Annotated in this window: 20 protein-coding genes and 1 pseudogene; 13 read left to right on the forward strand and 8 right to left on the reverse strand. The window is 68.6% G+C overall.

The window, feature by feature from the left end; all coding sequences use genetic code 11:
- From ACEN9N_RS27115 to ACEN9N_RS27125, 3 genes are all read left to right on the forward strand, one after another.
- Positions 1-981, forward strand: a complete 981-nt coding sequence (locus ACEN9N_RS27115) for a Bug family tripartite tricarboxylate transporter substrate binding protein (protein WP_495654951.1) — start codon at positions 1-3, stop codon at positions 979-981.
- A 41-nt stretch (positions 982-1,022) separates the two neighbouring features.
- Entirely contained in the window at positions 1,023-1,949 is a 927-nt protein-coding gene (locus tag ACEN9N_RS27120) for a LysR family transcriptional regulator (RefSeq protein WP_007837687.1), read from the forward strand.
- A 198-nt stretch (positions 1,950-2,147) separates the two neighbouring features.
- On the forward strand, positions 2,148-2,600 hold the full coding sequence (locus tag ACEN9N_RS27125; RefSeq protein ID WP_007829859.1) for a DUF2214 family protein: 453 nt from the start codon (positions 2,148-2,150) through the stop codon (positions 2,598-2,600).
- Positions 2,601-2,706: 106 nt separating this feature from the next.
- On the opposite strand, the gene ACEN9N_RS27130 is transcribed toward ACEN9N_RS27125, so the two are convergent.
- Positions 2,707-3,036, reverse strand: coding sequence for a hypothetical protein (locus ACEN9N_RS27130; protein ID WP_007829861.1), 330 nt, complete (start codon positions 3,034-3,036; stop codon positions 2,707-2,709).
- Positions 3,037-3,168: 132 nt separating this feature from the next.
- On the opposite strand from ACEN9N_RS27130, the gene argS reads away from it, so the two are divergent.
- From argS to ACEN9N_RS27165, 7 genes and pseudogenes are all read left to right on the forward strand, one after another.
- A complete protein-coding gene (gene argS, locus ACEN9N_RS27135; protein ID WP_495654952.1) occupies positions 3,169-4,854 on the forward strand; it encodes an arginine--tRNA ligase in 1,686 nt (561 codons plus the stop codon).
- A 10-nt stretch (positions 4,855-4,864) separates the two neighbouring features.
- Positions 4,865-5,631, forward strand: a pseudogene (locus ACEN9N_RS27140) (SPOR domain-containing protein).
- Positions 5,632-5,775: 144 nt separating this feature from the next.
- Entirely contained in the window at positions 5,776-6,423 is a 648-nt protein-coding gene (locus ACEN9N_RS27145; RefSeq protein ID WP_007829867.1) for a thiol:disulfide interchange protein DsbA/DsbL, read from the forward strand.
- Between the two features lie 197 nt (positions 6,424-6,620).
- On the forward strand, positions 6,621-7,337 hold the full coding sequence (gene lptA / locus ACEN9N_RS27150) for a lipopolysaccharide transport periplasmic protein LptA (RefSeq protein ID WP_007829869.1): 717 nt from the start codon (positions 6,621-6,623) through the stop codon (positions 7,335-7,337).
- On the forward strand, positions 7,334-8,128 hold the full coding sequence (lptB, locus tag ACEN9N_RS27155; protein WP_007829871.1) for an LPS export ABC transporter ATP-binding protein: 795 nt from the start codon (positions 7,334-7,336) through the stop codon (positions 8,126-8,128). Before lptA ends, lptB begins: the two co-directional genes overlap by 4 nt.
- A gap of 154 nt (positions 8,129-8,282) precedes the next feature.
- The gene (rpoN, locus tag ACEN9N_RS27160) at positions 8,283-9,860 is read left to right on the forward strand and encodes an RNA polymerase factor sigma-54 (protein WP_413315469.1); all 1,578 of its coding nucleotides are present in this window, start codon (positions 8,283-8,285) and stop codon (positions 9,858-9,860) included.
- Between the two features lie 19 nt (positions 9,861-9,879).
- Positions 9,880-11,565, forward strand: coding sequence for a phospholipase D family protein (locus ACEN9N_RS27165; protein ID WP_495654953.1), 1,686 nt, complete (start codon positions 9,880-9,882; stop codon positions 11,563-11,565).
- 37 nt (positions 11,566-11,602) lie between these two features.
- On the opposite strand, the gene ACEN9N_RS27170 is transcribed toward ACEN9N_RS27165, so the two are convergent.
- The 4 genes from ACEN9N_RS27170 to ACEN9N_RS27185 form a co-directional block, all read right to left on the reverse strand.
- Complete coding sequence (locus ACEN9N_RS27170) at positions 11,603-12,247, reverse strand: YceI family protein (protein WP_007829878.1); 645 nt, start codon at positions 12,245-12,247, stop codon at positions 11,603-11,605.
- A 56-nt stretch (positions 12,248-12,303) separates the two neighbouring features.
- Positions 12,304-12,897 carry a YceI family protein gene (locus ACEN9N_RS27175; RefSeq protein ID WP_007829880.1) on the reverse strand — a complete coding sequence of 198 codons (594 nt, stop codon included), beginning with the start codon at positions 12,895-12,897 and terminating at the stop codon, positions 12,304-12,306.
- Positions 12,894-13,478 carry a cytochrome b gene (locus ACEN9N_RS27180; protein ID WP_478179959.1) on the reverse strand — a complete coding sequence of 195 codons (585 nt, stop codon included), beginning with the start codon at positions 13,476-13,478 and terminating at the stop codon, positions 12,894-12,896. The genes ACEN9N_RS27175 and ACEN9N_RS27180 overlap by 4 nt, the downstream gene beginning before the upstream one ends.
- Before the next feature lie 91 nt (positions 13,479-13,569).
- Positions 13,570-15,360 carry a sensor histidine kinase gene (locus ACEN9N_RS27185; protein WP_495654954.1) on the reverse strand — a complete coding sequence of 597 codons (1,791 nt, stop codon included), beginning with the start codon at positions 15,358-15,360 and terminating at the stop codon, positions 13,570-13,572.
- Between the two features lie 82 nt (positions 15,361-15,442).
- Here ACEN9N_RS27185 and ACEN9N_RS27190 point away from each other — a divergent pair, with 82 nt between their 5' ends.
- Positions 15,443-16,681 carry a THUMP domain-containing class I SAM-dependent RNA methyltransferase gene (locus tag ACEN9N_RS27190; RefSeq protein ID WP_413315300.1) on the forward strand — a complete coding sequence of 413 codons (1,239 nt, stop codon included), beginning with the start codon at positions 15,443-15,445 and terminating at the stop codon, positions 16,679-16,681.
- On the opposite strand, the gene ACEN9N_RS27195 is transcribed toward ACEN9N_RS27190, so the two are convergent.
- Complete coding sequence (locus ACEN9N_RS27195) at positions 16,667-17,134, reverse strand: surface-adhesin E family protein (RefSeq protein ID WP_495654955.1); 468 nt, start codon at positions 17,132-17,134, stop codon at positions 16,667-16,669. The genes ACEN9N_RS27190 and ACEN9N_RS27195 overlap by 15 nt on opposite strands.
- 112 nt (positions 17,135-17,246) lie before the next feature.
- Here ACEN9N_RS27195 and ACEN9N_RS27200 point away from each other — a divergent pair, with 112 nt between their 5' ends.
- Complete coding sequence (locus tag ACEN9N_RS27200) at positions 17,247-17,675, forward strand: PIN domain-containing protein (RefSeq protein ID WP_495654956.1); 429 nt, start codon at positions 17,247-17,249, stop codon at positions 17,673-17,675.
- Here the strand turns inward: ACEN9N_RS27200 and ACEN9N_RS27205 are convergent.
- Complete coding sequence (locus ACEN9N_RS27205; RefSeq protein ID WP_056588688.1) at positions 17,672-18,589, reverse strand: BUD32 family EKC/KEOPS complex subunit; 918 nt, start codon at positions 18,587-18,589, stop codon at positions 17,672-17,674. The genes ACEN9N_RS27200 and ACEN9N_RS27205 overlap by 4 nt on opposite strands.
- Complete coding sequence (locus tag ACEN9N_RS27210) at positions 18,586-20,283, reverse strand: FMN-binding glutamate synthase family protein (RefSeq protein WP_007829896.1); 1,698 nt, start codon at positions 20,281-20,283, stop codon at positions 18,586-18,588. The genes ACEN9N_RS27205 and ACEN9N_RS27210 overlap by 4 nt, the downstream gene beginning before the upstream one ends.
- A 55-nt stretch (positions 20,284-20,338) precedes the next feature.
- Between ACEN9N_RS27210 and ACEN9N_RS27215 the strand changes: the two genes are divergently transcribed.
- Complete coding sequence (locus tag ACEN9N_RS27215) at positions 20,339-21,130, forward strand: UPF0149 family protein (RefSeq protein WP_007829898.1); 792 nt, start codon at positions 20,339-20,341, stop codon at positions 21,128-21,130.
- The last annotated feature ends 4 nt before the right edge of the window (positions 21,131-21,134 follow it).

A 21,134-nucleotide genomic window follows, 5' to 3' on the forward strand; every position in this document is an offset into this window, starting at 1 on the left:
ATGTTTTCCAATGCACGGCGCGCCTTTCTGGCGTGCGCCGCGGCCGCCGCATGGCTGAACGCCGCACCTGCCTTCGCCGACACCGCCTGGCCCGACAAGCCGGTGCGGCTCATCGTTCCCTACACGCCCGGCGGCGCCACCGACATCGTGGCGCGGCTTGTCGCGCAGAAGCTGGCCGACGACACCAAGTGGACCTTCATCGTCGACAACCGCGCGGGCGGCAACGGCAACATCGGCATGGACGTGGTGGCCAAGGCCAAGCCCGACGGCTACACCGTCGGCCTGGGCCAGACCGCCAACCTCGCGATCAACCCGACGCTTTTTCCGAAGATGCCCTACGACGCATTGAAGGACCTGATGCCGGTGTCGGTCGTGGCCTCGCAGCCGGTGGTGCTGGTGGTGCGTGCCGACGCGCCGTTCAAGACGCTGGCCGAGCTGGTCGCCGCCGCCAAGGCCAAGCCGGGCGAGATCCGCCAGGCGCTCGCAGGCACCGGCACGCTGGGCCACATGGCTGGCGAAGTGCTGGCCAAGCGCGCGGGCTTCAAGGTGCTCAACGTGCCCTACAAGGGCGCCGCGCCCGCCATCACCGACCTGCTCGGCGGCCAGACCGACTACATGTTCGCCACGCCGCAGGGCGCGCTCTCGATGGTCAAGGGCGGCCGTCTGCGCGCGCTGGCCGTCACCTCGGCCAAGCGCCTGCCGGTGATGCCGGACGTGCCCACCGTGGCCGAGAGCTACAAGGGCTTCGAGGCGGTGGACTGGAAGGCGCTGGTCGCGCCGGCCGGCACCAGCCCCGAGATCGTGAAGAAGCTCAGTGCCGCCGTCGACAAGGCGCTGGCCAAGCCCGCGACCATCTCTCAGCTGCTGGCCGAAGGCAGCACGCCCGTCGGCGGCAGCCCGGAGCAGGCGGCGCAGTACATCAAGTCGGAGCACGCGCGCTGGGGCGCCGCGGTGCGCGAGGCGGGCGTGCAGCCCGAATAAAGAAGAGGGCGAAACAAGGCGGGCGATATAGTTTCCGCCCCATGGACCGCCTCAAGCAGCTCGAATCCTTCGTTTCCGTCGCAACCCGCGGCGGTCTCACGGCTGCGGCCAAGGCCGAAGGCGTGGCGCCGGCCATCATGGGCCGCCGGCTCGATGCGCTCGAGGAGCGGCTGGGCGTCAAGCTGCTGGTGCGAACCACGCGTCGCATCACGCTCACGCACGAGGGCAGTGCCTTTCTCGAAGACTGCCAGCGCCTGCTGACCGAGTTCGCCAACGCCGAGGCCAGCGTGAGCGCCGGCGGCGTCAAGGCCAGCGGCCACCTGCGCGTGACCGCACCAGCGGGCTTCGGCCGCCGCCACGTCGCGCCGCTCGTGCCGCGCTTTCATGCGCTGCACCCCGAAGTGACGATCTCGCTGAACCTCAGCGACCGCGTGGTCGACGTCACCGGCGAGAGCTTCGACTGCGCCGTGCGCGTGGGCGACCTGCCGGATTCCTCGCTGGTGAGCGTGCGGCTGGCCGACAACCGCCGCCGCTGCGTCGCCACGCCGGAGTTCGTGCGGCGCCACGGCAAGCCGAAGCACCCGGGCGAGCTCTCGCGCTTTGCCTGCCTCGCGCTGTCCAGCGATGCCTCGCAGACGCGCGGCTGGGCCTTTCGCATTACCGCCGAGAGCGGCACGCAGGAACTGATCCACCTGCGCCCCAGCGGCCCGCTCGATTGCTCCGATGGCCAGGTGCTGCACGACTGGTGCCTGGCAGGCCACGGCATTGCATGGCGCAGCACCTGGGAGGTCGAGGCCGAGATCGACGCCGGCCTGCTCGTGCCGCTGCTCGACGAATTCGCCGCGCCGCCCAACGGCATCTACGCGGTGTTCGCGGGCGCCAAGCACCTGCCGCTGCGGGTGCGGCTGTGGCTTGATTTCCTCAAGGAGCAGTACGGGAAGCCGGAATTCTGGGGCGGGAGGGCGTAGAGCGCTTTCGCCGCGTCACAATCTGTTTACATTCCAATTCCATTGACGCTCCACCCACGCTGAAGGTGATTGCGGCTTCTTCGCGGAACACCGAGGGACCGGCTTTGCCGGGCCTCAGGTGTTGCCCCCGGCAGGGGAAGGAGAAGCGACACGAAGTGCGCGAAGCCTGGGGGCGAGTCACAGCCTTGAAAGCCAACGATGACGCTCGAAGCCATCCTCGCCTATCTGCATTTGCTCGCCATCCTGACGATGGTCGTTTTCATTTCCAGCGAAGCGGCGCTGTGCCGTGTGCAGTGGCTCAACGCGGCCGTGGTGGAGCGGCTGGCCAGGGTCGACATGGTCTACGGCATGGCCGCCATCGCGGTGCTCGCCACGGGCATCGCGCGCACCTGGTGGGGCGTGAAGGGCACGGCCTGGTACTGGACCAACCCGCTGCTGCATGTGAAGCTGGGGCTCTTCATCATCGTCGGCGTGATCTCGATCTTCCCGACGCTGACCTACTTCCGCTGGCGCAAGACGCTGCGCGCCACCGGCAAGCTGCCGGCCGAGGCCGACGTGAAGAAGACGCGCCGGCTGGTGATGATCCAGGCGCACCTGATCGCGCTGATTCCGCTGGTGGCGGTGTTCCTGGCGCGGGGCTTCGGCAAGTAGGCCTCCGGGCGGGAAGAATCGCACGGGTTCGCCGGACTTCAGGGCCGGTCACGGACATGAAAAAGGCCCGCACGCGGCGGGCCTCGTTTCACAAGCAGTGCCGTTTTCAGGCCTTGGCTGCATCCGCCGTGCACTTCTTCATGAAGCTGTTCTTGGCGGCGCCGGCCAGAGCTTTGCCGTTCTTGTCGACCGCCTTGGTTGCGCATGCGGGGGTCGCTGCAGCCTTGGCTTCCTTTTCGCACTTCTTGATGGAGCTGCTCTTGGCGGCGCCGGCCAGGGCCTTGCCGTTCTTGTCGACCGCCTTGGCTTCGCAGCTGGCGGCGGGTGCGGCCGCAGCGGCCGGGGCTGCCGCAGGCGCGGCCGCCTTGTCTTGCGCCTGTGCGGCACCGAAGGAAAGACAAGCGCCGAGTGCGAGCAGGGAAAGGAGCTTCTTCATGGTGATATGTCCTTGCAGGGTTGAGTTGTGACAGGAGCCCCGCCTTTGGGGCCGGCCCTCCTAACGGCCGAAGACAACAATCGGATGACGATCGTTAATTGGGCCCGGGTTTGCCCCCGGTAAAATTCGCGGATGCTATTGGTCAAACAGGAGCTGCTCGCGGCGCTCGCGAACACGCTCGAATCCCTCTCGCCCGGCGCCGGCTCCAAAGCCGCGTTCGAGTCGCCCAAGGTGGCTGCGCATGGCGATTTCGCCAGCACGGCCGCGATGCAGTTCGCCAAACCGCTAGGGCGCAAGCCTCGCGAGCTGGCCGAGCAACTGAGCGCTGCGCTGCTCGCCACCCCCGCTTTCGGCCAGTGGGTCGAGGCGATCGAGATCGCCGGCCCCGGCTTCCTCAACATCCGCCTGAAGACGGCGGCCAAGCAGCAGATCGTGCGCGAGGTGCTGTCCGCCGCGAATGCTTTCGGGCAGCAGCCGGCCACCGGCGAGAAGGTGCTGGTCGAGTTCGTCTCGGCCAACCCGACCGGCCCGCTGCACGTCGGCCACGGCCGCCAGGCCGCGCTCGGCGACGCCATCTGCAACCTGCGCGCCTCGCAGGGCGAGAGCGTCTGGCGCGAGTACTACTACAACGACGCCGGCGTGCAGATCCAGACGCTGGCCAACAGCACGCAGCTGCGCGCCCGCGGCTTCAAGCCCGGCGATGCCGAGTGGCCCAGCGGCGACAAGGCCCCGGCCTACAACGGCGACTACATCGCCGATATCGCGGCCGACTTCAAGGCGAAGAAGACCGTCAAGTCGGAAGACCGCGAAGTCACCGCCAGCGGCGACATCGAGGACATCGACGCCATCCGCGAGTTCGCCGTGGCCTACCTGCGCCGCGAGCAGGACCTGGACCTGCAGGCTTTCCGCGTGCGCTTCGACCAGTACTACCTGGAGTCCAGCCTGTACACCAGCGGCCGCGTCGAGGCTGCGGTGCAGAAGCTCGTAGCCGCCGGCAAGACCTACGAGCAGGACGGCGCGCTGTGGCTGAAGTCGACCGACTACGGCGACGACAAGGACCGCGTGATGAAGAAGCAGGACGGCACGTACACGTATTTCGTGCCCGATGTCGCGTACCACATCGCCAAGTGGGAGCGCGGCTTCCACAAGGTCATCAACATCCAGGGCACCGACCACCACGGCACCATCGCGCGCGTGCGCGCCGGCCTGCAGGCCGCGGGCGAAGGCATTCCCGAGGGCTACCCCGACTACGTGCTGCACACCATGGTGCGCGTCATGAAGGGCGGCGAAGAGGTCAAGATCAGCAAGCGCGCCGGCAGCTACGTCACGCTGCGCGACCTGATCGAGTGGACCAGCACCGATGCCATCCGCTTCTTCCTGCTCAGCCGCAAGCCCGACACCGAATACACCTTCGACGTCGACCTCGCGGTGACAAAAAACAACGACAACCCGGTTTATTACGTGCAGTACGCGCATGCGCGCATCTGCTCGGTGCTGGCCGGCTGGGGCGGCGACGCCGCCACGCTCAAGGACGTCGACCTGTCGCCGCTGGAGAGCCCGGCGGCCCAGGCGCTGATGCTGCTGCTGGCCAAGTACCCGGCCATGCTGACGGCCGCGGCCAAGGATTTTGCCCCGCACGACGTCACGTTCTACCTGCGCGAGCTGGCCGCCAGCTACCACAGCTACTACGACGCCGAGCGCATCCTGGTCGACGACGAAAAGGTCAAGCTGGCCCGCCTGGCGCTGGTCGCCGCGACCGCGCAGGTGCTGCACAATGGCCTCGCGATTCTCGGCGTCAGTGCGCCGAGCAAGATGTGAACTCCTCACCATGAAGAAGACAACCAGACAACGCGGCAACATCGTCATCGGCCTGATCATCGGGCTGGTGCTCGGCTTGGGCGTCGCGCTGGGCATCGCGGTCTACGTGACCAAGGTGCCGATCCCGTTCGTGACCAAGACGCAGCGCGGCGGCGCCGAGCAGGACGAGGCCGAAGCCCGCAAGAACCGCGACTGGGACCCGAACGCGCCGCTGGCCGGCAAGGCCGGCGCCGCCAAGCCCGCGCCGGCGGCCCCGGCCGCTCCGGTCAATCCCGTCACCGGCGAGCCGGCAACCACCGCCGTGGCCCCGGCCACCGCCCCGCCCACGACCGCACCCCCGTGCCCGTGGTGGTGGCGCCCAAGCCGCCGCGCCCTGCGCCGGTGCCGGCCGAAGCCAACTCCCTGCCGGCATCGAACGATCCGCTCGGCGACCTCGCCCGCGCGCGCTCGGGCAACGTTTCGGGCTCCGGCACGACCACTGCCTCGGCCGCGCCGAGCAGCAGCAACAACAGCAACGCCAGCAGCAGTTCAGGCGCCGATCCGTTCATGTACTTCGTGCAGGCCGGCGCCTTCCGCACCACCGACGACGCCGAGGCGCAGCGCGCCAAGCTGTCGCTGATGGGCGTCGAGGCCAAGGTCACCGAGCGCGAGCAGGCGGGCCGCACCGTCTACCGCGTGCGCGCCGGCCCCTTCAACAAGAAGGACGACGCCGATCGCCTCAAGGAGCGGCTCGACGGCGGCGGCATGGATTCGGCGCTGGTTCGCGTGCAGCGTTGACCCGGCGGCCGACACGAATAGCCCCTAAGCTTCGCGCCGCGGCATTTGCCGCCACCATTCATCGTTGCCCTGGGCGCGCCGGGTGCGGGGGAACTCCCCGCCGCGCGCCGGCTCAGTCTGCGTACCAACTGGAGAACCTTTTCAATGAAACGTCGTGACTTTTCGCTGGCCGCCACTTCGCTGGGCCTGCTTTCGCTGGCTGGCAACACCGCGCACGCCCAGGCGCGCGCGCCCAAGGCCGGCACCGAGTACCTGGCGCTCGACAAGCGCGTACCGGTCGACGCGCCAGCCGGCAAGATCGAAGTGGTCGAGTTCTTCTCGTACAACTGCCCGCACTGCAACGACTTCGAACCGGCGCTGGAAGCCTGGCTCAAGACCGTGCCGAAGGAAGTGGCGTTCCGCCGCATTCCCGTGCCCTTCGTGGGCAACGACGTCGAGGCCAAGCAGCGCCTGTACTATGCGCTCGAGGCCATGGGCAAGGTCGACGAATTCCAGCCGAAGGTCTTCAACGCGATCCACGCACAGCGCCAGAATGTGAACGGCGACGCCAACATCATTGCCTGGGCAGCGGCCAATGGCCTGGACGGCGCCAAGTTCAAGGAGGTCTTCACCTCGTTCGGCGTGGCCAGCAAGGCCAAGCGCGCTTCGCAGATGACCGACGCCTACAAGGTCGCCGGCGTGCCGGCGATGGCCGTGGCCGGCCGCTGGTATGTGGATGGGGAAACCGCCGGCAACATGACCAAAGTGCTTCAGGTCGTGAACTATCTGGTCGGCGAAGCAAGGAAGGGCTGACCCCAGGCTGCGCGCACGTCGTGTCGCTTCGCCTGCCCCTTGCAGGGGGCAACACCTGCGGCCCGGCGGAGCCGGTTCCGCGGTGTTTCTGGTAGAACCAGAAGGAAAGTCAAGCCCGCTTCGGCGGGCTTTTTCATCTGTGCGGGCGGGGCTGACGCAATCAGCCGCATACAATGCCGAGCAAGTTTCGTGCCTCTATGACATTGCACTCTCACCCCACCACCTCCTTCCTTCGTCGCATCGGCCGCCTGGCCGCCGGCGCGCTGTTGCTGGCCGGCCTCGCCTCGGGCGCCGCGGCCGAGACCGCCGACCGCGCCAAGCCGATGAACATCGAGTCCGACTCGATGCGCTACGACGACCTGAAGCAGACCAGCGTGTTCACCGGTAACGTTCTGGTAACGAAGGGCACGATCATCATCCGCGGCGCGCGGCTGGACGTGCGCCAGGACGCCGAGGGCTACCAGTACGGCGTGGTCACCGCCGCGCCCGGCAAGCGGGCCTACTACAAGCAGAAGCGCAATGCGCCCGACGAGTGGATCGAGGGCGAGTCCGACGTCATCGAGTACGACAGCCGCGCCGACAACGTCAAGTTCATCCGCAACGCCACGATGCGCCGCCTGATCGGCGCCACGCCGAACGACGAAAGCCAGGGCGCGCTGATCGTCTACGACCAGAGCAACGACACCTACACGGTCAACGGTTCCACCGTGCCGCCGAACACCGCCGTCAACGCGGCCACCCCGGGTGGCCGCGTGAAGACCATCCTGACCCCCAAGGCCGCGACCGCGCCGGGTGCGCCCGCTGCCGGCGCCCCGGCCGGCGCCAAGGCGCCGCCGCCGGCGCCCACCCCGGCGCCCGGCAAGGGCCTGCGCCCGAGCACCACGCTCGGTGACGAGGGAGAAACCCGCAAGTGATCGAATCCGTTGTATCGCAGGACGCCAACAGCACGCCGGGCAGCCGCCTGGTCGCGCGCGGCCTGAAGAAGAGCTATGGCAGCCGCACGGTCGTGAAGGACGTCTCGCTCGACGTGCAGAAGGGCGAAGTCGTCGGGCTGCTCGGGCCGAACGGCGCGGGCAAGACCACCTCGTTCTACATGATCGTGGGGCTGGTGCGCGCCGATGCGGGCGACATCACCATCGACGGCGAGCCCATCGCCCACATGCCGATCCACCGCCGCGCCCGCATGGGCCTGAGCTACCTGCCGCAGGAGGCCTCGATCTTCCGCAAGCTCACGGTCGAGGAAAACGTGCGCGCCGTGCTCGAGCTCCAGAGCGAGCCCGATGCCAACGGCAAGATGGCGCCACTGTCGAAGCAGCACATCGAAGAGCGCCTGTCCGAACTGCTGGCCGACCTGCGGGTGGACCACCTGCGCGACTCGCCCGCGCTGGCGCTGTCGGGCGGCGAGCGCCGCCGCGTCGAGATCGCGCGCGCGCTGGCCACCCAGCCGCGCTTCATCCTGCTGGACGAGCCCTTCGCCGGCATAGACCCGATCGCGGTGATCGAAATCCAGCGGATCATCAGCTTCCTGAAGGAGCGCGGCATCGGCGTGCTCATCACCGACCACAACGTGCGTGAAACGCTGGGCATCTGCGATCACGCGTTCATCATCAGCGACGGGCATGTGCTGGCACAAGGCACACCCTCGGAGATCGTCGACAACGCCGAAGTACGCAGGGTGTACCTGGGCGAACACTTCCGGATGTGATCGTGCGGCGAGGGTCAAGGATCATCGTGGCCACCGTCCGCGCGGAGCTTCCTCGCGGGGGCCGCCGTGCACGGCCGCCCGAAGCGGCCGGCCCGCCCCCGGTAGGGGGTTGGCGTAGCGCGAAGCGCGCAGCCTGGGGGGGGGCCATTTCCTCATGAAGCAAGGGCTGTCCCTTCGCGTCTCGCAGCATCTGGCACTGACGCCACAGCTGCAGCAGTCCATCCGGCTGCTTCAGCTTTCCACGCTCGAACTGAGCCAGGAAGTCGAGCAGATGCTGGACGAAAACCCGTTCCTCGAACGCACCGCGGAAGAAGCGGCGCGCGAGGAATTCGGGCTCGACACGGCTGATGCGCCGGTTCCGCGCGATGAGGGCGAGAGCGACTTTGCGCCTTCGGCCGCCAGTGCGCCCGCCGAGACCACCAGCACCACCACGGCGGATACCGACGGGCCAGCTGCCGAGATCGCCGAGCGTGAGCCCGACTGGGAAGGCGACGGCACCGTCGACATGGCGGCGCCCGACGACAGCGAGTGGGGCAGCGACGCGCCCGCGCGCCAGAACAACCTCGGCGACGACGAACGTGCCGACGCTACCGAACTCGCGCGCAGCCAGGAGTCGCTGCAGTCGTTCCTGCACCGCCAGGCGCTGAGCCTGCGCCTGAACGAGAACGACAGCGCCGCGCTGCGCTTTCTCATCGAATCGCTCAACGACGACGGCTACCTCGAAGACTCGCTGCCCGCACTGGCCTCGGGCCTGGCTGGCGACGACAACGACCAGTTCGACGACCTCGTGCATCACTTCCAGGTGGCGCTCGGACTGCTGCAGAGCCTGGAGCCCGCGGGCGTAGGCGCGCGCGACCTCGGCGAATGCCTGGGCATCCAGCTGCGCGCCATGGCCAGCGAGGACGAGACCGACGAAGAGGCGTTGGTCCGCAAGACCGCCATCACCGTCTGCAAGCAGCCCATGGAGCTGCTTGCGCGCCGCGATTTCAAACGCCTGGCCACGCTCACCCGCAGCAGCGAGGAGCTGGTGCGCTCGGCGCTGCAGATCATCGCGCGGCTGGAGCCCAAGCCGGGCCGGCGCTTCGTCGACGTGGAGCGCAACATCGTCATTCCCGATGTGATCGTCACCAAGACCGGCCGCGGCACCAACGTGAAGTTCCGCGTCATGTTGAACCCCGAGGTGATGCCGCGCCTGCGCGTGCACGACATCTATGCCGGCGCGCTCAAGTCGCACAAGGGCGAGGGCAGCCAGGCGCTGTCGCAGCGGCTGCAGGAGGCGCGCTGGTTCATCAAGAACATCCAGCAGCGTTTCGACACCATCCTGCGCGTGAGCAACGCCATCGTCGAGCGGCAGAAGAGCTACTTCGTGCATGGCGAACTCGCGATGCGCCCGCTGGTGCTGCGCGAGATCGCCGACGAGCTGGGCCTGCACGAATCGACCATCTCGCGCGTGACCACCGCCAAGTACATGGCCACGCCGTTCGGCACCGTCGAGCTCAAGTACTTCTTCGGCTCGGCGCTGGGCACCGAGACGGGCGGCAATGCGTCGAGCACCGCGGTGCGCGCGCTGATCAAGCAGTTCGTGAGTTCCGAGAGCATCAAGAAGCCGCTGTCGGACAGCCAGATCTCCGAGATGCTGAAAGAGCAGGGCATCGAGTGCGCACGGCGCACCGTGGCCAAGTACCGCGAGGCGCTGCGCATCGCGCCCGCGAACCTGCGCAAAGCCCTGTAACTTGGCACACCCCCAGGCTATGCGCACTTCGTGTCGCTTCGCCAACCCCCTTGCAGGGGGCAACACCTGCGGCCCGGCGGAGCCGGTTCCGCGGTGTTCCCCGAACGGACCTGGACCGTATTGGCGCTGGGGCCTGGCGCTGTTGTTCGCGGCTTTCGCACTGCTCGCCACCGGCTGCGCCACCCTGCCCGACGAGGCCCCGCGCGCACCCACCAAGGCCATGGCCGTCTCGGCCGACACCGCCCTCGGCAAGCTCGCGCTGGCCTCGCAGCCCGACCCCGACCTGAGCGGTTTTCGCCTGATGCCCGGTGGCGACTTCGCCTTCGACACCCGCATCCAGCTGGCCCGCCGTGCCCAGCGCACGCTCGACGTGCAGTACTACCAGATCGAGAACGACGAGACCGGTCGCTACCTGCTGCGCACCCTGCGCGACGCCGCCCAGCGCGGCGTGCGTGTGCGGGTGCTGATGGACGATCTCTACACCTCGGGCGAGGACGAACTGCTGCTCGGCTTTGCCGCCACGCCCAACGTCGAACTGCGCCTGTTCAACCCGTTCCCGGCCGGGCGCGCGAGCATCCTGAAGCGCTTCACCGCCTCGCTGTTCGACTTCAGCCGCGTCAACCGGCGCATGCACAACAAGCTGTTCATCGCCGACGGCGCGATGGCGGTGGCGGGCGGGCGCAACATCGGCAACCAGTACTTCACGCGCACCGCGGGCGAGAATTTTCTCGACCTCGACACCTTCGTCACCGGTGCGCTGATCCCGCGGCTGGGCAGCCTGTTCGACCAGTACTGGAACAGCATCTACGTGCGGCCGATCCAGTCGGTGGTGCGCAGCGAGTTGTCGGCCGAAGAGCTGCAGCGCCGCTTCGACGCGGTCACCGGCCCCGACACCACTCCACCGCCGCCGAAGCCCGCGCCCAACGACCTGCTCGGCTACAGCCCGATGGTGGAAGACCTGAACGCCGGCAAGCTCGGCCTGATCTGGACCACCGCCGAGGCCTATGCCGATTCGCCCGAGCGCGTGATCGGCAAGACCGCCTCCTACGGCGGCGTGCCGCTGCTCGACGTCGACAGCGTGCGCTACAACGTGGTCGAGCAGATGCGCCGCGCACGCTCCGAAGTGACCATCGTCTCGCCCTACCTGATCCCGGGCGCCACGGGGCTGGAGGTGATGCGCGAGATCCGCAACCGCAACGTGAAGATCAGCGTCGTCACCAATTCGCTGGCCGCCACCGACGAGCCGCTGGTGCACACCGCCTACCGCCGCTACCGGCCCGACATGCTCAAGCTCGGCGCCGACCTCTACGAGCTGAGCTCCACGCGCACCCGGCGCAGCGTGCGGCTGGGCCTGTTCGGCACCTCGGTGGGCAGGCTGCATGCCAAGTCGGCCGTGATCGACCGGCGCACGCTGTTCGTCGGCTCGATGAATTTCGACCCGCGCTCGGAGTCGGCCAACACCGAGATCGGGCTGATCATCCACAGCGCCGAGATGGCGCAGCAGGCGCTGAAACTCATCGACGTGCTCAAGCAGCAGGGCGCCTACCGGCTGCGCTTTGCCGAAGGCAGCAACGAGTCACGCATCGAATGGGTCAGCGAGGATGCCGGCAAGCTCACCGTGCTGACCGAGGAGCCCGACTCCAGTTTCTGGGGCCGGGTCATGCTCGAATTGCTGGCGCCGCTGACGCCGGAGAGCCTGCTCTAGCTGGTGCTCGTGGCGCCGGCGAGGCCGGGCAGCGGTGTCATTGCACGTTGACCGCTTCGACCTGCACCAGCAGCTTCACCTTGTTCTCGAAGCCGAAGTTCAGCCCCCAGGTGATGCCCCAGTCGCTGCGCTCCACCGTGGTCTCGAAGTCGCCGCCGCACACCTGGCGGTTGATCAGCGGGCTCAGGTAGCAGTTGAAGCGCACGGCCTTCAGCGTCACAGGCCTGGTCTGGCCCATCAGCGTGAGCGTGCCGGGCACGTCGGTCACCTTGCCGCCGCTGAAATCGATGCGGTCGGCCACGAAGCGGCCGATCGGAAACTCGGCCACGTTGAAGAAATCCTTGCTCTGCACATGGCGGTTGAGCAGGTCGACGCCGGTGTTGATGGAGCTGATGTCCATCGTGATGTCGACCTTGCCGCTGGCGCCGGTGCCGTCAATCTGCACGGAGCCGTCCTTGGTGCTGAAGCGCCCGCGGTTGGTGGTGGTGCCGTAGTGCCCCATCTCGTACATCACGAAGGTGTGAGTCGGATCGATCACGTAGTTGGCGTTCTTCGCCGGCCCGCCCGCGGGCTTGGCGGCCACGGCCGGGGCGAATTCCGTTGGCAGTTGCTGTTGCTGCGCCGTGGCGCTGCCGGTGAATGCGGCGGCCGACAGGGCCGCGGCGAGAAGGAGCTTTTTCATGGCGTTGGATGCGGGAGGAAAGAGGAAAGTGAGTGAAGGGCGGACAGCCTGGCGCTTCACAGCGGCCCGAAGCCCGTGAGCGTGAACCTGAAGCGCACCTGCACGTCGTTGCCGACCGTCGAGGTGTCGGTCCATTCGCCTTCGCCCACCTTGTAGTCGAGCCGCTGGATCGTGAAGCTCCCCGTGGCAACCGCCTCCTTGCCGCCGGCCGCGGCGATGCTGACGGGCACCGTCACGTATTTGGCGATGCCCTTGATGGTGAGCTTGCCCGCCATCTCGAACTTGCCGTCGCCCAGCGCCTTGATGGCGCTCGACTGGAAGCTTGCCTGCGGGAAGTGCGCGGCGTCGAACCACGGCTGCTTGGGCAGTTCCGCATCGCTCATCGGGACGCCGAAGCCGGCGCTGGCCGTGTCGATCTGCAGCGCGACGGTGCCGCCCTCGGGCTTCTTCGGGTCGAAGGCCACCTGCGCGTCGAATTTCTTGAACGTGCCTTCCACGGGCACGCCCATCTGCTTGCTGACGAAGACGATCTGGCTCTTGTCGGCCACGAGCTTTGCCGCTGCGGGCTCGGCGCCGGCCGGCAGCGCCAGGGTGGCGAAAGCCAGCGCCGCGAGCGACGGCGCGAGACGGAAAAACAGGCGCTTGATCATCGAGCAGGTTCCTTGCGTGGCCGGGGCCACATGCGTTTGAGAAGACCGTCGCGGTCGATCCAGTGGTGCTTGAGCACCGCCGCCACGTGCAGCAGCGTGACGCCCGCCAGCACGAAGGCGCAGTTGCGGTGCAGCGGCTGCAGCACCGCCTCGGCGAAGGCGTGGTCGACCGGCACGAAGTCGGGCAGCGGCAGCACGCCGAACCACGCCACCGGCATGCCCATGGCCGAGCTGTAGGCCCACCCGGACAGCGGCACCGCGAAGAACAGCAGGTACATCAGCGTGTGGCTGATGCGGTAGCTCGCCAGCTGGAGCGCCGACATGCCCGGCGGGAGCGCCGGTGGACGATGCCCGAGCCGCCACAGCAGCCGCAGCGCCGACAGCGCGAGGATGGTGACGCCCGCCCACTTGTGCCAGCTGTAGATCTTCAGGCGCAGCGGCGAGAACGGCAGCCCCGTCATGTAGAGCCCTACGCCGAACGAGCCCACGATCAGGGCCGCAAGCAGCCAGTGCAGCGCCATCGTGAACGGGTCGTAGCGCGCGTCGGCTGCGAGGGGGGATGAGGATGTGTCGGAGGACATCGTGAGCAGGACAGGCGGCCTGTGCGCGGAGCATATATCGGAAGCGATGACATCACCGCACGGCCCGTGCCAGCCCGTCGCCCTGCCGGCCTCAGCCCTGCGACGGCTGTTGCGCCCTCAGCAGCACCCCGCGCAGTTCGTCCGGCTGCACCGGCTTGCGCAGCGCATGCCAGCCACGCTCGGTGGCGAGCCGCTGGGTGGCTTCGTTGATGTCGGCCGAAATCAGCGCGATCGCCAGCGACGGCTTCTGCCGCTGCAGCTTGTCGGCCAGCGCGATGCCGTCGAGCGCACCCGGCAGGCGGATGTCGCACAGCGCCGCGTCGAGCGCGCGCAGGTCGGCCAGCGCCAGCGCCTCGGCGGCGCTGGCATAGACGCGCGGCTCCACGTCCCATTGCCGCAGCAGGGCACTGAGACTGTCGGCCACCACCGTGTTGTCTTCCACCACCAGCACTGCGAGCCCGGGGCGCAGCGTGTGCGTTGCATCGGCGCCGTCGCCCTGCGGCACGGAAGCAGGGCGCGCCGCCACCATCGCGCCGTCGGGCGCGGCAGGCAGCTCGAAGCTGAACACCGACCCCCGCCCCGGCGCCGAGCGAAGCGACACCGCAATGCCGAGCTGCGCCGCCAGCCGCCGCACGATCGCCAAGCCCAGCCCGTGGCCGCGCTGCAGGTTGCGCTCGACGTTGCCGATCTGCTCGAAGTCGTCGAACACGCGCTGCTGCGCGTCGGCCGCGATGCCGATGCCGCTGTCGCGCACCTCGACGCGCCAGGCCCGACCGGTGCCGCGCCGGCGCGCCCGCACCGCCAGCAGCACGCGTCCGCGCGGCGTGAACTTGACGGCGTTGTCGACCAGGTTGGCGAGCACGCGGCGCACCGACACGGTGTCGCTCCAGGCGATGGCGTCGTGCGGGCAGCGCACCAGCACCCGGCCGTCGCCTGCCTGCCGCGCCAGCCCCAGCAGCAGCGGCGCCAGAGCCACTGCCGCCGGACGCAGCGGATCGACCGCGGCCTCGATGCGGCCGATTTCGAGCAGCTGGTTGGTCAGCCCTTCGAGCGCCTGCTGCGCGCGCGCCAGCGAGCCCACGGTGTACTGAACCGCCTCCATGTCCGCGCCGCTGTTCAGCTGCTGGCGCAGCACTTCGGCCTGCAGGCCGATGGCCATCACCGGCTGGCGCAGGTCGTGGTTGGCGGCAGAGAAGAAGCGCAGCCGCTCGGCCTGCGCCTGCTCGGAGGCGCGCAGGCCGGCCAGCGCCTGTTCGCGCAGCGTGCGCTCGTTGAGCCGCAGGCCGATGTTCTCCTCGAGCTGGCGCGAGCGCTCGGCCACCAGCTTCCACATCATCGCGATCAGCCCGATGCCGATGACCGCCACGGCCATCATCACCGGCGCACCCAGCCAGAGGCCTGTGACGATGATCGGCGCCAGCAGCAGCGTGATCGCCAACTGCGTGGCCGGCGTATAGAACGACACCGAGAAGGCCGACGACAGCGTCATGCCCATCAGGATCAGGCCCAGCAGCAGCTGCAGGTCGGCGCGCGCAGGGTCGAACAGCAGCACGCCGGCCAGCCCGTGCGCCAGTTCCCAGATGGCCGTGCGCAGCGTGTGCGTGCGCTGTTCCTCGCGCAGGGTTTCGGGCGTGAAGGGCTCGGGCAGGCGCTGCGGGAAGAAGCCGCGCATCACCGTCACCCCGGTGACCAGTGCGATCCACACCAGCGCGCGCGGCACCGAGTATTGCCAGGCGAAGAGCGCCGCCACGCCGCAGTTCAGCAGGTATTGCACCAGCAGCACCGGGCCGATGGGCCGGATGGACAGCCGCAGCACCTCGCACTGGATCGCGAAGCGGTCGCTGCTGCCGGTGGGGGCCGGGGATGCGGGGGTGGGAGTCATCGGCAAATCGACTATATAGAGAAGGTGCGTGACGCGGCGACAATGGAGTCCCCTAGTCGGGCTTCCCGATGGCCAATTTTTTGTGAACGATCTCTCTCTTTTCCTGCCTTGCGCCGCCGGCGTCGAGGAATTCCTCGCCCAGGAGGTGCACGCCCTGACCGGCCGCGCCGGGCAAGACCTGCTCACGCTGCGCGGCGGCGTGCGGGTTCGCGCCGACTGGCGCGACGCCCTGAAGCTCAACCTGCACAGCCGGCTCGCGCAGCGCGTGCTGGTCGAGCTGGCCCACGCGCCCTACCGCAACGAGAACGACCTCTACGCCATCGCCAACGGCGTGGCCTGGGAGATCTGGTTCACGCCGAAGCAGACCTTCAAGATCGAGACCACTGCCCAGCACAGCCCGCTGCAGAGCCTGAACTTCGCCACCCTGCGCATCAAGGACGCCATTGCCGACCGCTTCCGCGCCAAGGCGAACGGCGTGCGCCCGAGCATCGAGACCCAGTGGCCCGACTGCCGCGTGTTCGCGCACCTGACCACCGACACCTGCACGCTGTACATCGACACCTCGGGCGAGCCGCTGTTCAAGCGCGGCTGGCGCCAGGACAAGGGCGACGCCCCGCTGAAGGAAACCCTGGCCGCCGCCATGCTGGCCGCCAGCGGCTGGTGGAACCCCGAGACCGGCGAAGTGTCCACGCAGCCGCTGTACGACCCCTGCTGCGGCAGCGGCACCATCGCCATCGAGGCGGCGCAGATCGCGCGCGGCATCGCGGCCGGGTCGCTGCGGCGCTTCGGGTTCGAGAAACTGTTGCCGTTCCAGGCGCATGTCTGGAACGCGATCCGGCAGGAAGCCGAGACCGCCGTGCGCGAAGGCAGCGTGGCGATCTTCGGCTCCGACGTGTCGCACCGCATGGTCGACTTCGCCGAACGCAATGCCGAGCGCGCCGGTGTGGCGCAAGCGGTCGAGTTCCGCGGCGGCGATGCCTTGCAGCGCATGCCCCCGGCCGAAGGCGGCGTGATCGTGCTCAACCCGCCGTACGGCGAGCGCATCGAAGTGGGCGGCGTGGCCGGCACGGGCCGTTCCGGCGCGCGCGAATCGGCGCAGACCGCGCAGGGCGAGGGGGGCGACGGCGGCGAGTTCTTCCCGCAACTCGCCACCCACTGGAAGAAGAACTACGCCGGCTGGACCGCCTGGGTGCTGACGCCCGACCTGAAGCTGCCCAGGCAGATGCGGCTGAAGGAGTCGCGCCGCGTGCCGATGTGGAACGGGCCGATCGAGTGCCGGCTGTTCCGCTTCGACATGGTCGCGGGCTCAGCGCGGAAGTAGCGCGCCTTCGGGCCGCGGCTGCTCCCTGGCGGCTTCCTTGGGCCGGACGGCGCAGGCCGCGTTGACCGTGCGCATGACGATATCGCGCGCGCCGGCCAGCGTCAGGGGATGGATGTCGTCCTCTTCGAAATGCCTCACCGCGACGGGCTCGCCGACGAAGTCCGGATGGCCGAAGTAGGTGGTGCTCACGTAGCGCGCGCTGCGGGTCTCGCAATCGACCTTGGCACGGGCCTGGAAAGAGCGGAACCGGATGCCCTCGCGTTCCGTGCGGTCCTCCGGCAGGCTCATGCGCAGGCTCACGAGCCGGTTCGATCCTTCCACCTCGACGCTGGTCGGCTCCACCTGCACGTAGCTGCTGGCGGCATCGCCGGGCGTGCCCGACAGGGTCAGCCACTCGGCCCGCACTCCCGTGGATGCGAGCACGACGAGACAGAGCAGCGGGAGACGTTTCATGAAGGAAGGGCGGGGGTGGGCAGGCAACGGCCCATTTTCGCCGGGCGGGCCGACAAGGGCCTGACTCCGGCCCTGCATGGTGCAACATCGGCGATATTCCCCCGCACATTCCATGACCCTGACAGAATCCGGCCCCGTCGTCATCGACACCAACATCACGCTCGACCTGCTGGTCTTCGAAGATCCCGCCTGGAGACCGCTGACCGTGCGGCTTGCCGCAGGCGAACTGCACTGGCTGGCCTCGGCCGCCATGCGCACCGAGCTCGAACGCGTGCTGGGCTACCCGCTGATCGCCCGGCGCATGGCGCAGCGCGGGCTGGAAGCGCCGGCGGTGCTGGCCGATTTCGATGCGCGGGTGCGGATGGTGGAAGGCACTCCGCCGCGCGCGCCCTGCGTGTGCAGCGACCCCGACGACCAGGTGTTCATCGACCTGGCCGTGGCGCACGGCGCACTGCTGCTGAGCAAGGACCGGGCGGTGCTGTCGATGAAGAAGCGGCTGGCACTGCGCGGTGTGGCGGTGCAGGCGGCGTTCGCACCTTAGTTCGGGAGCGCGGGCGGCGCCAGGTGCCACTGCCCCAGCAACCGCGCCACCGCCCGCACCCGCTGCGTATCCCGTCCCCATCGCCGGCTCGCCGGCAGCTTCTGCGCCCACTTCATGCGCCGGGCTGCATTCGCGATGCGCTCGCGCACCTCTTCGTTCACGCCGGCCAGCGCCGCATGCCAGTGCTGCCCCGCGGCCTGCGGCGCGGCGGCTTCCAGCATCATGGCCGTGGAGTGCAGGTAGCTCAGCCAGTCGCGCGCCTGGCATTCGGCCAGCGTCATGACCTCGGCCGGGTCGTCCTCGAAGTCGATGTAGCCGATCACGCCGTCGGGGCACTGCACGAGGTTGCGGTCGAAGGCCTGGCTCAGGTGCTGGCCGCGCATGTGCACGGCGGCAATCGCGGCAAGGCCTTCGCGCCACACGGCCAGCAGCGCGGCTGGGCCGGCGGCGGCGGCCTGGTCGAGCCGCTCCTGCAGCACGACCGTCGCGCGGCCGCTTTCGCCCAGGTCCGAGATCAGCAGGCCATCCGGCTGCTGCGCCAGCACCACCGGCACGCGCAGGCCCGCGGCCGCGAGCTGCTTGAGCCGCCGAGCCTCGGTCGCGATGGCCGCCTCGCCGCCCGGGTTGGGCACCGGCTTGATGATGTCCAGCCCCGCCATGCGCGCGACGGCCGCCATCACGCGGTAGCCCCATTTGCCGTGCCGGGGCCCGGCCTTCTTGAGCCACACGCGTTCGCTGCCGAAGCGGTGGCTCGCCACGTTCTTCTCCTGCCGCGGCAGGGTGGTGCGCAGGAACTCTGCGTAGTCGCCGGGTGCCGGCGGGTTCGGCAGGAGCGCGTCCAGGGGCGCGGGCGCCGAAGCTGCGCCCTTGCGCGATTGCAGGCGCCCATTGGCGCCTCGTCTCAAAGGATTCATGCGGCCAGTGCGAAGCCCGCCACCAGCCCGTGCGGGGCCTGCGTCACGGGTTGGAAGCTCTCTGCGCTGGCCAGCGGCCAGTAGGTTCGGAAAACATTGTGCTGCTCGTCGAGCGGGCCGAGCAGGGCGCCCGGCTGCACCTGCATCACCAGGTTGCTCAACAGGCGCACCTCGGTGTCGGAGATGCGGCGCACGATGTGGTGCGCGGTGATCTGCTGTGGATGGTCGAGGCCCGCAGCCTGCACCAGCTCCTGCAGCGCATGCAGCGTGCTGCGGTGGAAGTTGCGCACCCGGTCGGCCTTGGTGGGCACCACCAGCGCCTGCTGGCGCAGCGGGTCCTGCGTGGTCACGCCCGTGGGGCAATGGCCGGTGTGGCAGCTCTGTGCCTGGATGCAGCCCAGCGCCATCATGAAGCCGCGCGCCGCGTTGCACCAGTCGGCGCCCAGCGCCATCATGCGGGCCACGTCGAAGGCGGTGATCACCTTGGCGGCGCAGCCGATCTTGATGCGGTGGCGCAGGTTCACGCCGATCAGCGTGTTGTGCACCAGCAGCAGGCCTTCCTGCAGCGGCGCGCCCACGTGGTCGCTGAATTCGACCGGTGCCGCCCCGGTGCCGCCCTCTGCGCCGTCGACCACGATGAAGTCGGGCGTGATGCCGGTGGCCTGCATCGCCTTGACGATGCCGAACCATTCCCAAGGGTGGCCCAGGCAGAACTTGAAGCCCGTCGGCTTGCCGCCCGACAGCTCGCGCAGCCGGGCGATGAAATGCATCATCTCGGTCGGCGTGGAGAACGCGCTGTGCGAAGAAGGCGAGATGCAATCCACGCCCACCGGCACGCCCCGCGCCGCCGCAATCTCGGGTGTGACCTTGGGGGCGGGCAGCACGCCGCCGTGCCCGGGCTTGGCGCCCTGGCTCAGCTTGATCTCGATCATCTTCACCTGCGGGTCGCGCGCGTTGGCGGTGAAGCGTTCCTCGTTGAAGCTGCCGTCGTCGTTGCGGCAGCCGAAGTAGCCCGAGCCGATTTCCCAGATCAGGTCGCCGCCATGCACGCGGTGGTGCTGCGAGATCGAGCCCTCGCCGGTGTCGTGCGCAAAGCCGCCCATCTGCGCGCCCTTGTTGAGCGCGAGGATCGCATTGGCCGACAGCGCGCCGAAGCTCATGGCGGAGATGTTGAACACACTGGCGCTATAGGGCTGTGTACAGAGCTGCTCCGGATTGGCGCCGACCGGCTGCGGCGTGCCGCCGATCACGATGCGGAAGTCGTGGTTCGCGAGCTTCGTGGGCTGCATCGAATGGTTGATCCACTCATAGCCCGCGATGGTCACGTTCAGCTGGGTGCCGAAGGGCCGGTTGTCCGGGTCGCCCTTGGCGCGCTGGTACACCAGCGAGCGCTGGGCGCGCGAGAACGGCGCGGCTTCGGAGTCGCTCTCGATGAAGTACTGCCGCATCTCGGGGCGGATGAATTCCAGCAGAAAGCGCAGGTGGCCGATGACCGGGTAGTTGCGCAGGATCGCGTGGCGCGCCTGCCGCAGGTCGTGCACGCCGGTACCCGTGAGCACCGCGAACACGGCCACACCGGTCCAGGCCAGCCACAGGTGCGGCGACACCAGCACGAACGCCAGGCAGGCCGCCAGACCGGCCACGCACAGGGCGAAGGCGCTGTAGCGCGCCGGAAACGGAATAATCGTGGGCATAGAAGTAGTCTCGACCGGAGCCTGCTGCATCATAGAGGGCTGCCCCGAACTTGCCATGACGACCATTCCCGACTCCATTTCGCCTTCCGAGGCCCCCGCCGCAGCCCGTACACCCCTCGGCCCCGACGATTTCGACGCTCTCGACCAGGCGCTCGACGCCATGCGTGAGCACGACGAGGAAATCCCCCAGTGGGAGTTCTGCGAAGGCTTCATGGCCGCGCTGATCTGCACCCGCCGGCCCATCATGCCCTCCGAATACTGGCCCGTGCTGCTGGGCGACAGCTTCTCCTCGGCGCAGCACATGGAGTTCGTCTGGAACTGGAAGCGCCGCTGGATCGAGATCGAGGAGGGCCTCGACGCCCCGGTCGAAACCCTCGACGACGAACGCAGCTGGCAGCCCGAGGTGCTCGACACCCGCGGCGCCATTGCCTCGCTGCCCGAGGAAGAACGCGCCGAAGTCGCCGGAGAAGCCATTCCGTCCTTCGCGCAGGTCTGGGCGCTGGGCTTCATGTACGCGGTCGAGAACTGGCCCGAAGACTGGGCCACGCCGCGCGACAAGGACGCCGCGCGCATGCTCGACGACGCGCTCGACAACATCGTCGCCCTGACCGAGGACGACACCGCCAAGCCCACGTTGTCGATGTACAGCGACGACGCCCCGCCCAGCGTGAGCCAGCAGCGGCTCGACGATTTCGGCGCCGCCATCTGGGCCGTGTACGACCTGCGCCAGCTCTGGAAGAGCCTGGGCCCGAAAGCCGAGACCATCCGCAAGGAAGCCACGCCCGGGCGCAACGATCCGTGTCCTTGCGGCAGCGGCAAGAAATACAAGAAATGCCACGGTGAATGACCTG

It is taken from the genome of Variovorax sp. Varisp46, from assembly GCF_059491885.1.

What these genes read in the sequence shown, in the direction of transcription:
- ACEN9N_RS27115 (WP_495654951.1), top strand. Translation starts at nt 1, where the DNA reads ATGTTTTCCAATGCACGGCGCGCCTTTCTGGCGTGCGCCGCGGCCGCC.
- ACEN9N_RS27120 (WP_007837687.1), top strand. Translation starts at nt 1,023, where the DNA reads ATGGACCGCCTCAAGCAGCTCGAATCCTTCGTTTCCGTCGCAACCCGC.
- ACEN9N_RS27125 (WP_007829859.1), top strand. Translation starts at nt 2,148, where the DNA reads ATGACGCTCGAAGCCATCCTCGCCTATCTGCATTTGCTCGCCATCCTG.
- ACEN9N_RS27130 (WP_007829861.1), bottom strand. Translation starts at nt 3,036, where the DNA reads ATGAAGAAGCTCCTTTCCCTGCTCGCACTCGGCGCTTGTCTTTCCTTC.
- argS (WP_495654952.1), top strand. Translation starts at nt 3,169, where the DNA reads ATGCTATTGGTCAAACAGGAGCTGCTCGCGGCGCTCGCGAACACGCTC.
- ACEN9N_RS27145 (WP_007829867.1), top strand. Translation starts at nt 5,776, where the DNA reads ATGAAACGTCGTGACTTTTCGCTGGCCGCCACTTCGCTGGGCCTGCTT.
- lptA (WP_007829869.1), top strand. Translation starts at nt 6,621, where the DNA reads ATGACATTGCACTCTCACCCCACCACCTCCTTCCTTCGTCGCATCGGC.
- rpoN (WP_413315469.1), top strand. Translation starts at nt 8,283, where the DNA reads ATGAAGCAAGGGCTGTCCCTTCGCGTCTCGCAGCATCTGGCACTGACG.
- ACEN9N_RS27165 (WP_495654953.1), top strand. Translation starts at nt 9,880, where the DNA reads ATGCGCACTTCGTGTCGCTTCGCCAACCCCCTTGCAGGGGGCAACACC.
- ACEN9N_RS27170 (WP_007829878.1), bottom strand. Translation starts at nt 12,247, where the DNA reads ATGAAAAAGCTCCTTCTCGCCGCGGCCCTGTCGGCCGCCGCATTCACC.
- ACEN9N_RS27175 (WP_007829880.1), bottom strand. Translation starts at nt 12,897, where the DNA reads ATGATCAAGCGCCTGTTTTTCCGTCTCGCGCCGTCGCTCGCGGCGCTG.
- ACEN9N_RS27180 (WP_478179959.1), bottom strand. Translation starts at nt 13,478, where the DNA reads ATGTCCTCCGACACATCCTCATCCCCCCTCGCAGCCGACGCGCGCTAC.
- ACEN9N_RS27185 (WP_495654954.1), bottom strand. Translation starts at nt 15,360, where the DNA reads ATGACTCCCACCCCCGCATCCCCGGCCCCCACCGGCAGCAGCGACCGC.
- ACEN9N_RS27195 (WP_495654955.1), bottom strand. Translation starts at nt 17,134, where the DNA reads ATGAAACGTCTCCCGCTGCTCTGTCTCGTCGTGCTCGCATCCACGGGA.
- ACEN9N_RS27200 (WP_495654956.1), top strand. Translation starts at nt 17,247, where the DNA reads ATGACCCTGACAGAATCCGGCCCCGTCGTCATCGACACCAACATCACG.
- ACEN9N_RS27205 (WP_056588688.1), bottom strand. Translation starts at nt 18,589, where the DNA reads ATGAATCCTTTGAGACGAGGCGCCAATGGGCGCCTGCAATCGCGCAAG.
- ACEN9N_RS27210 (WP_007829896.1), bottom strand. Translation starts at nt 20,283, where the DNA reads ATGCCCACGATTATTCCGTTTCCGGCGCGCTACAGCGCCTTCGCCCTG.
- ACEN9N_RS27215 (WP_007829898.1), top strand. Translation starts at nt 20,339, where the DNA reads ATGACGACCATTCCCGACTCCATTTCGCCTTCCGAGGCCCCCGCCGCA.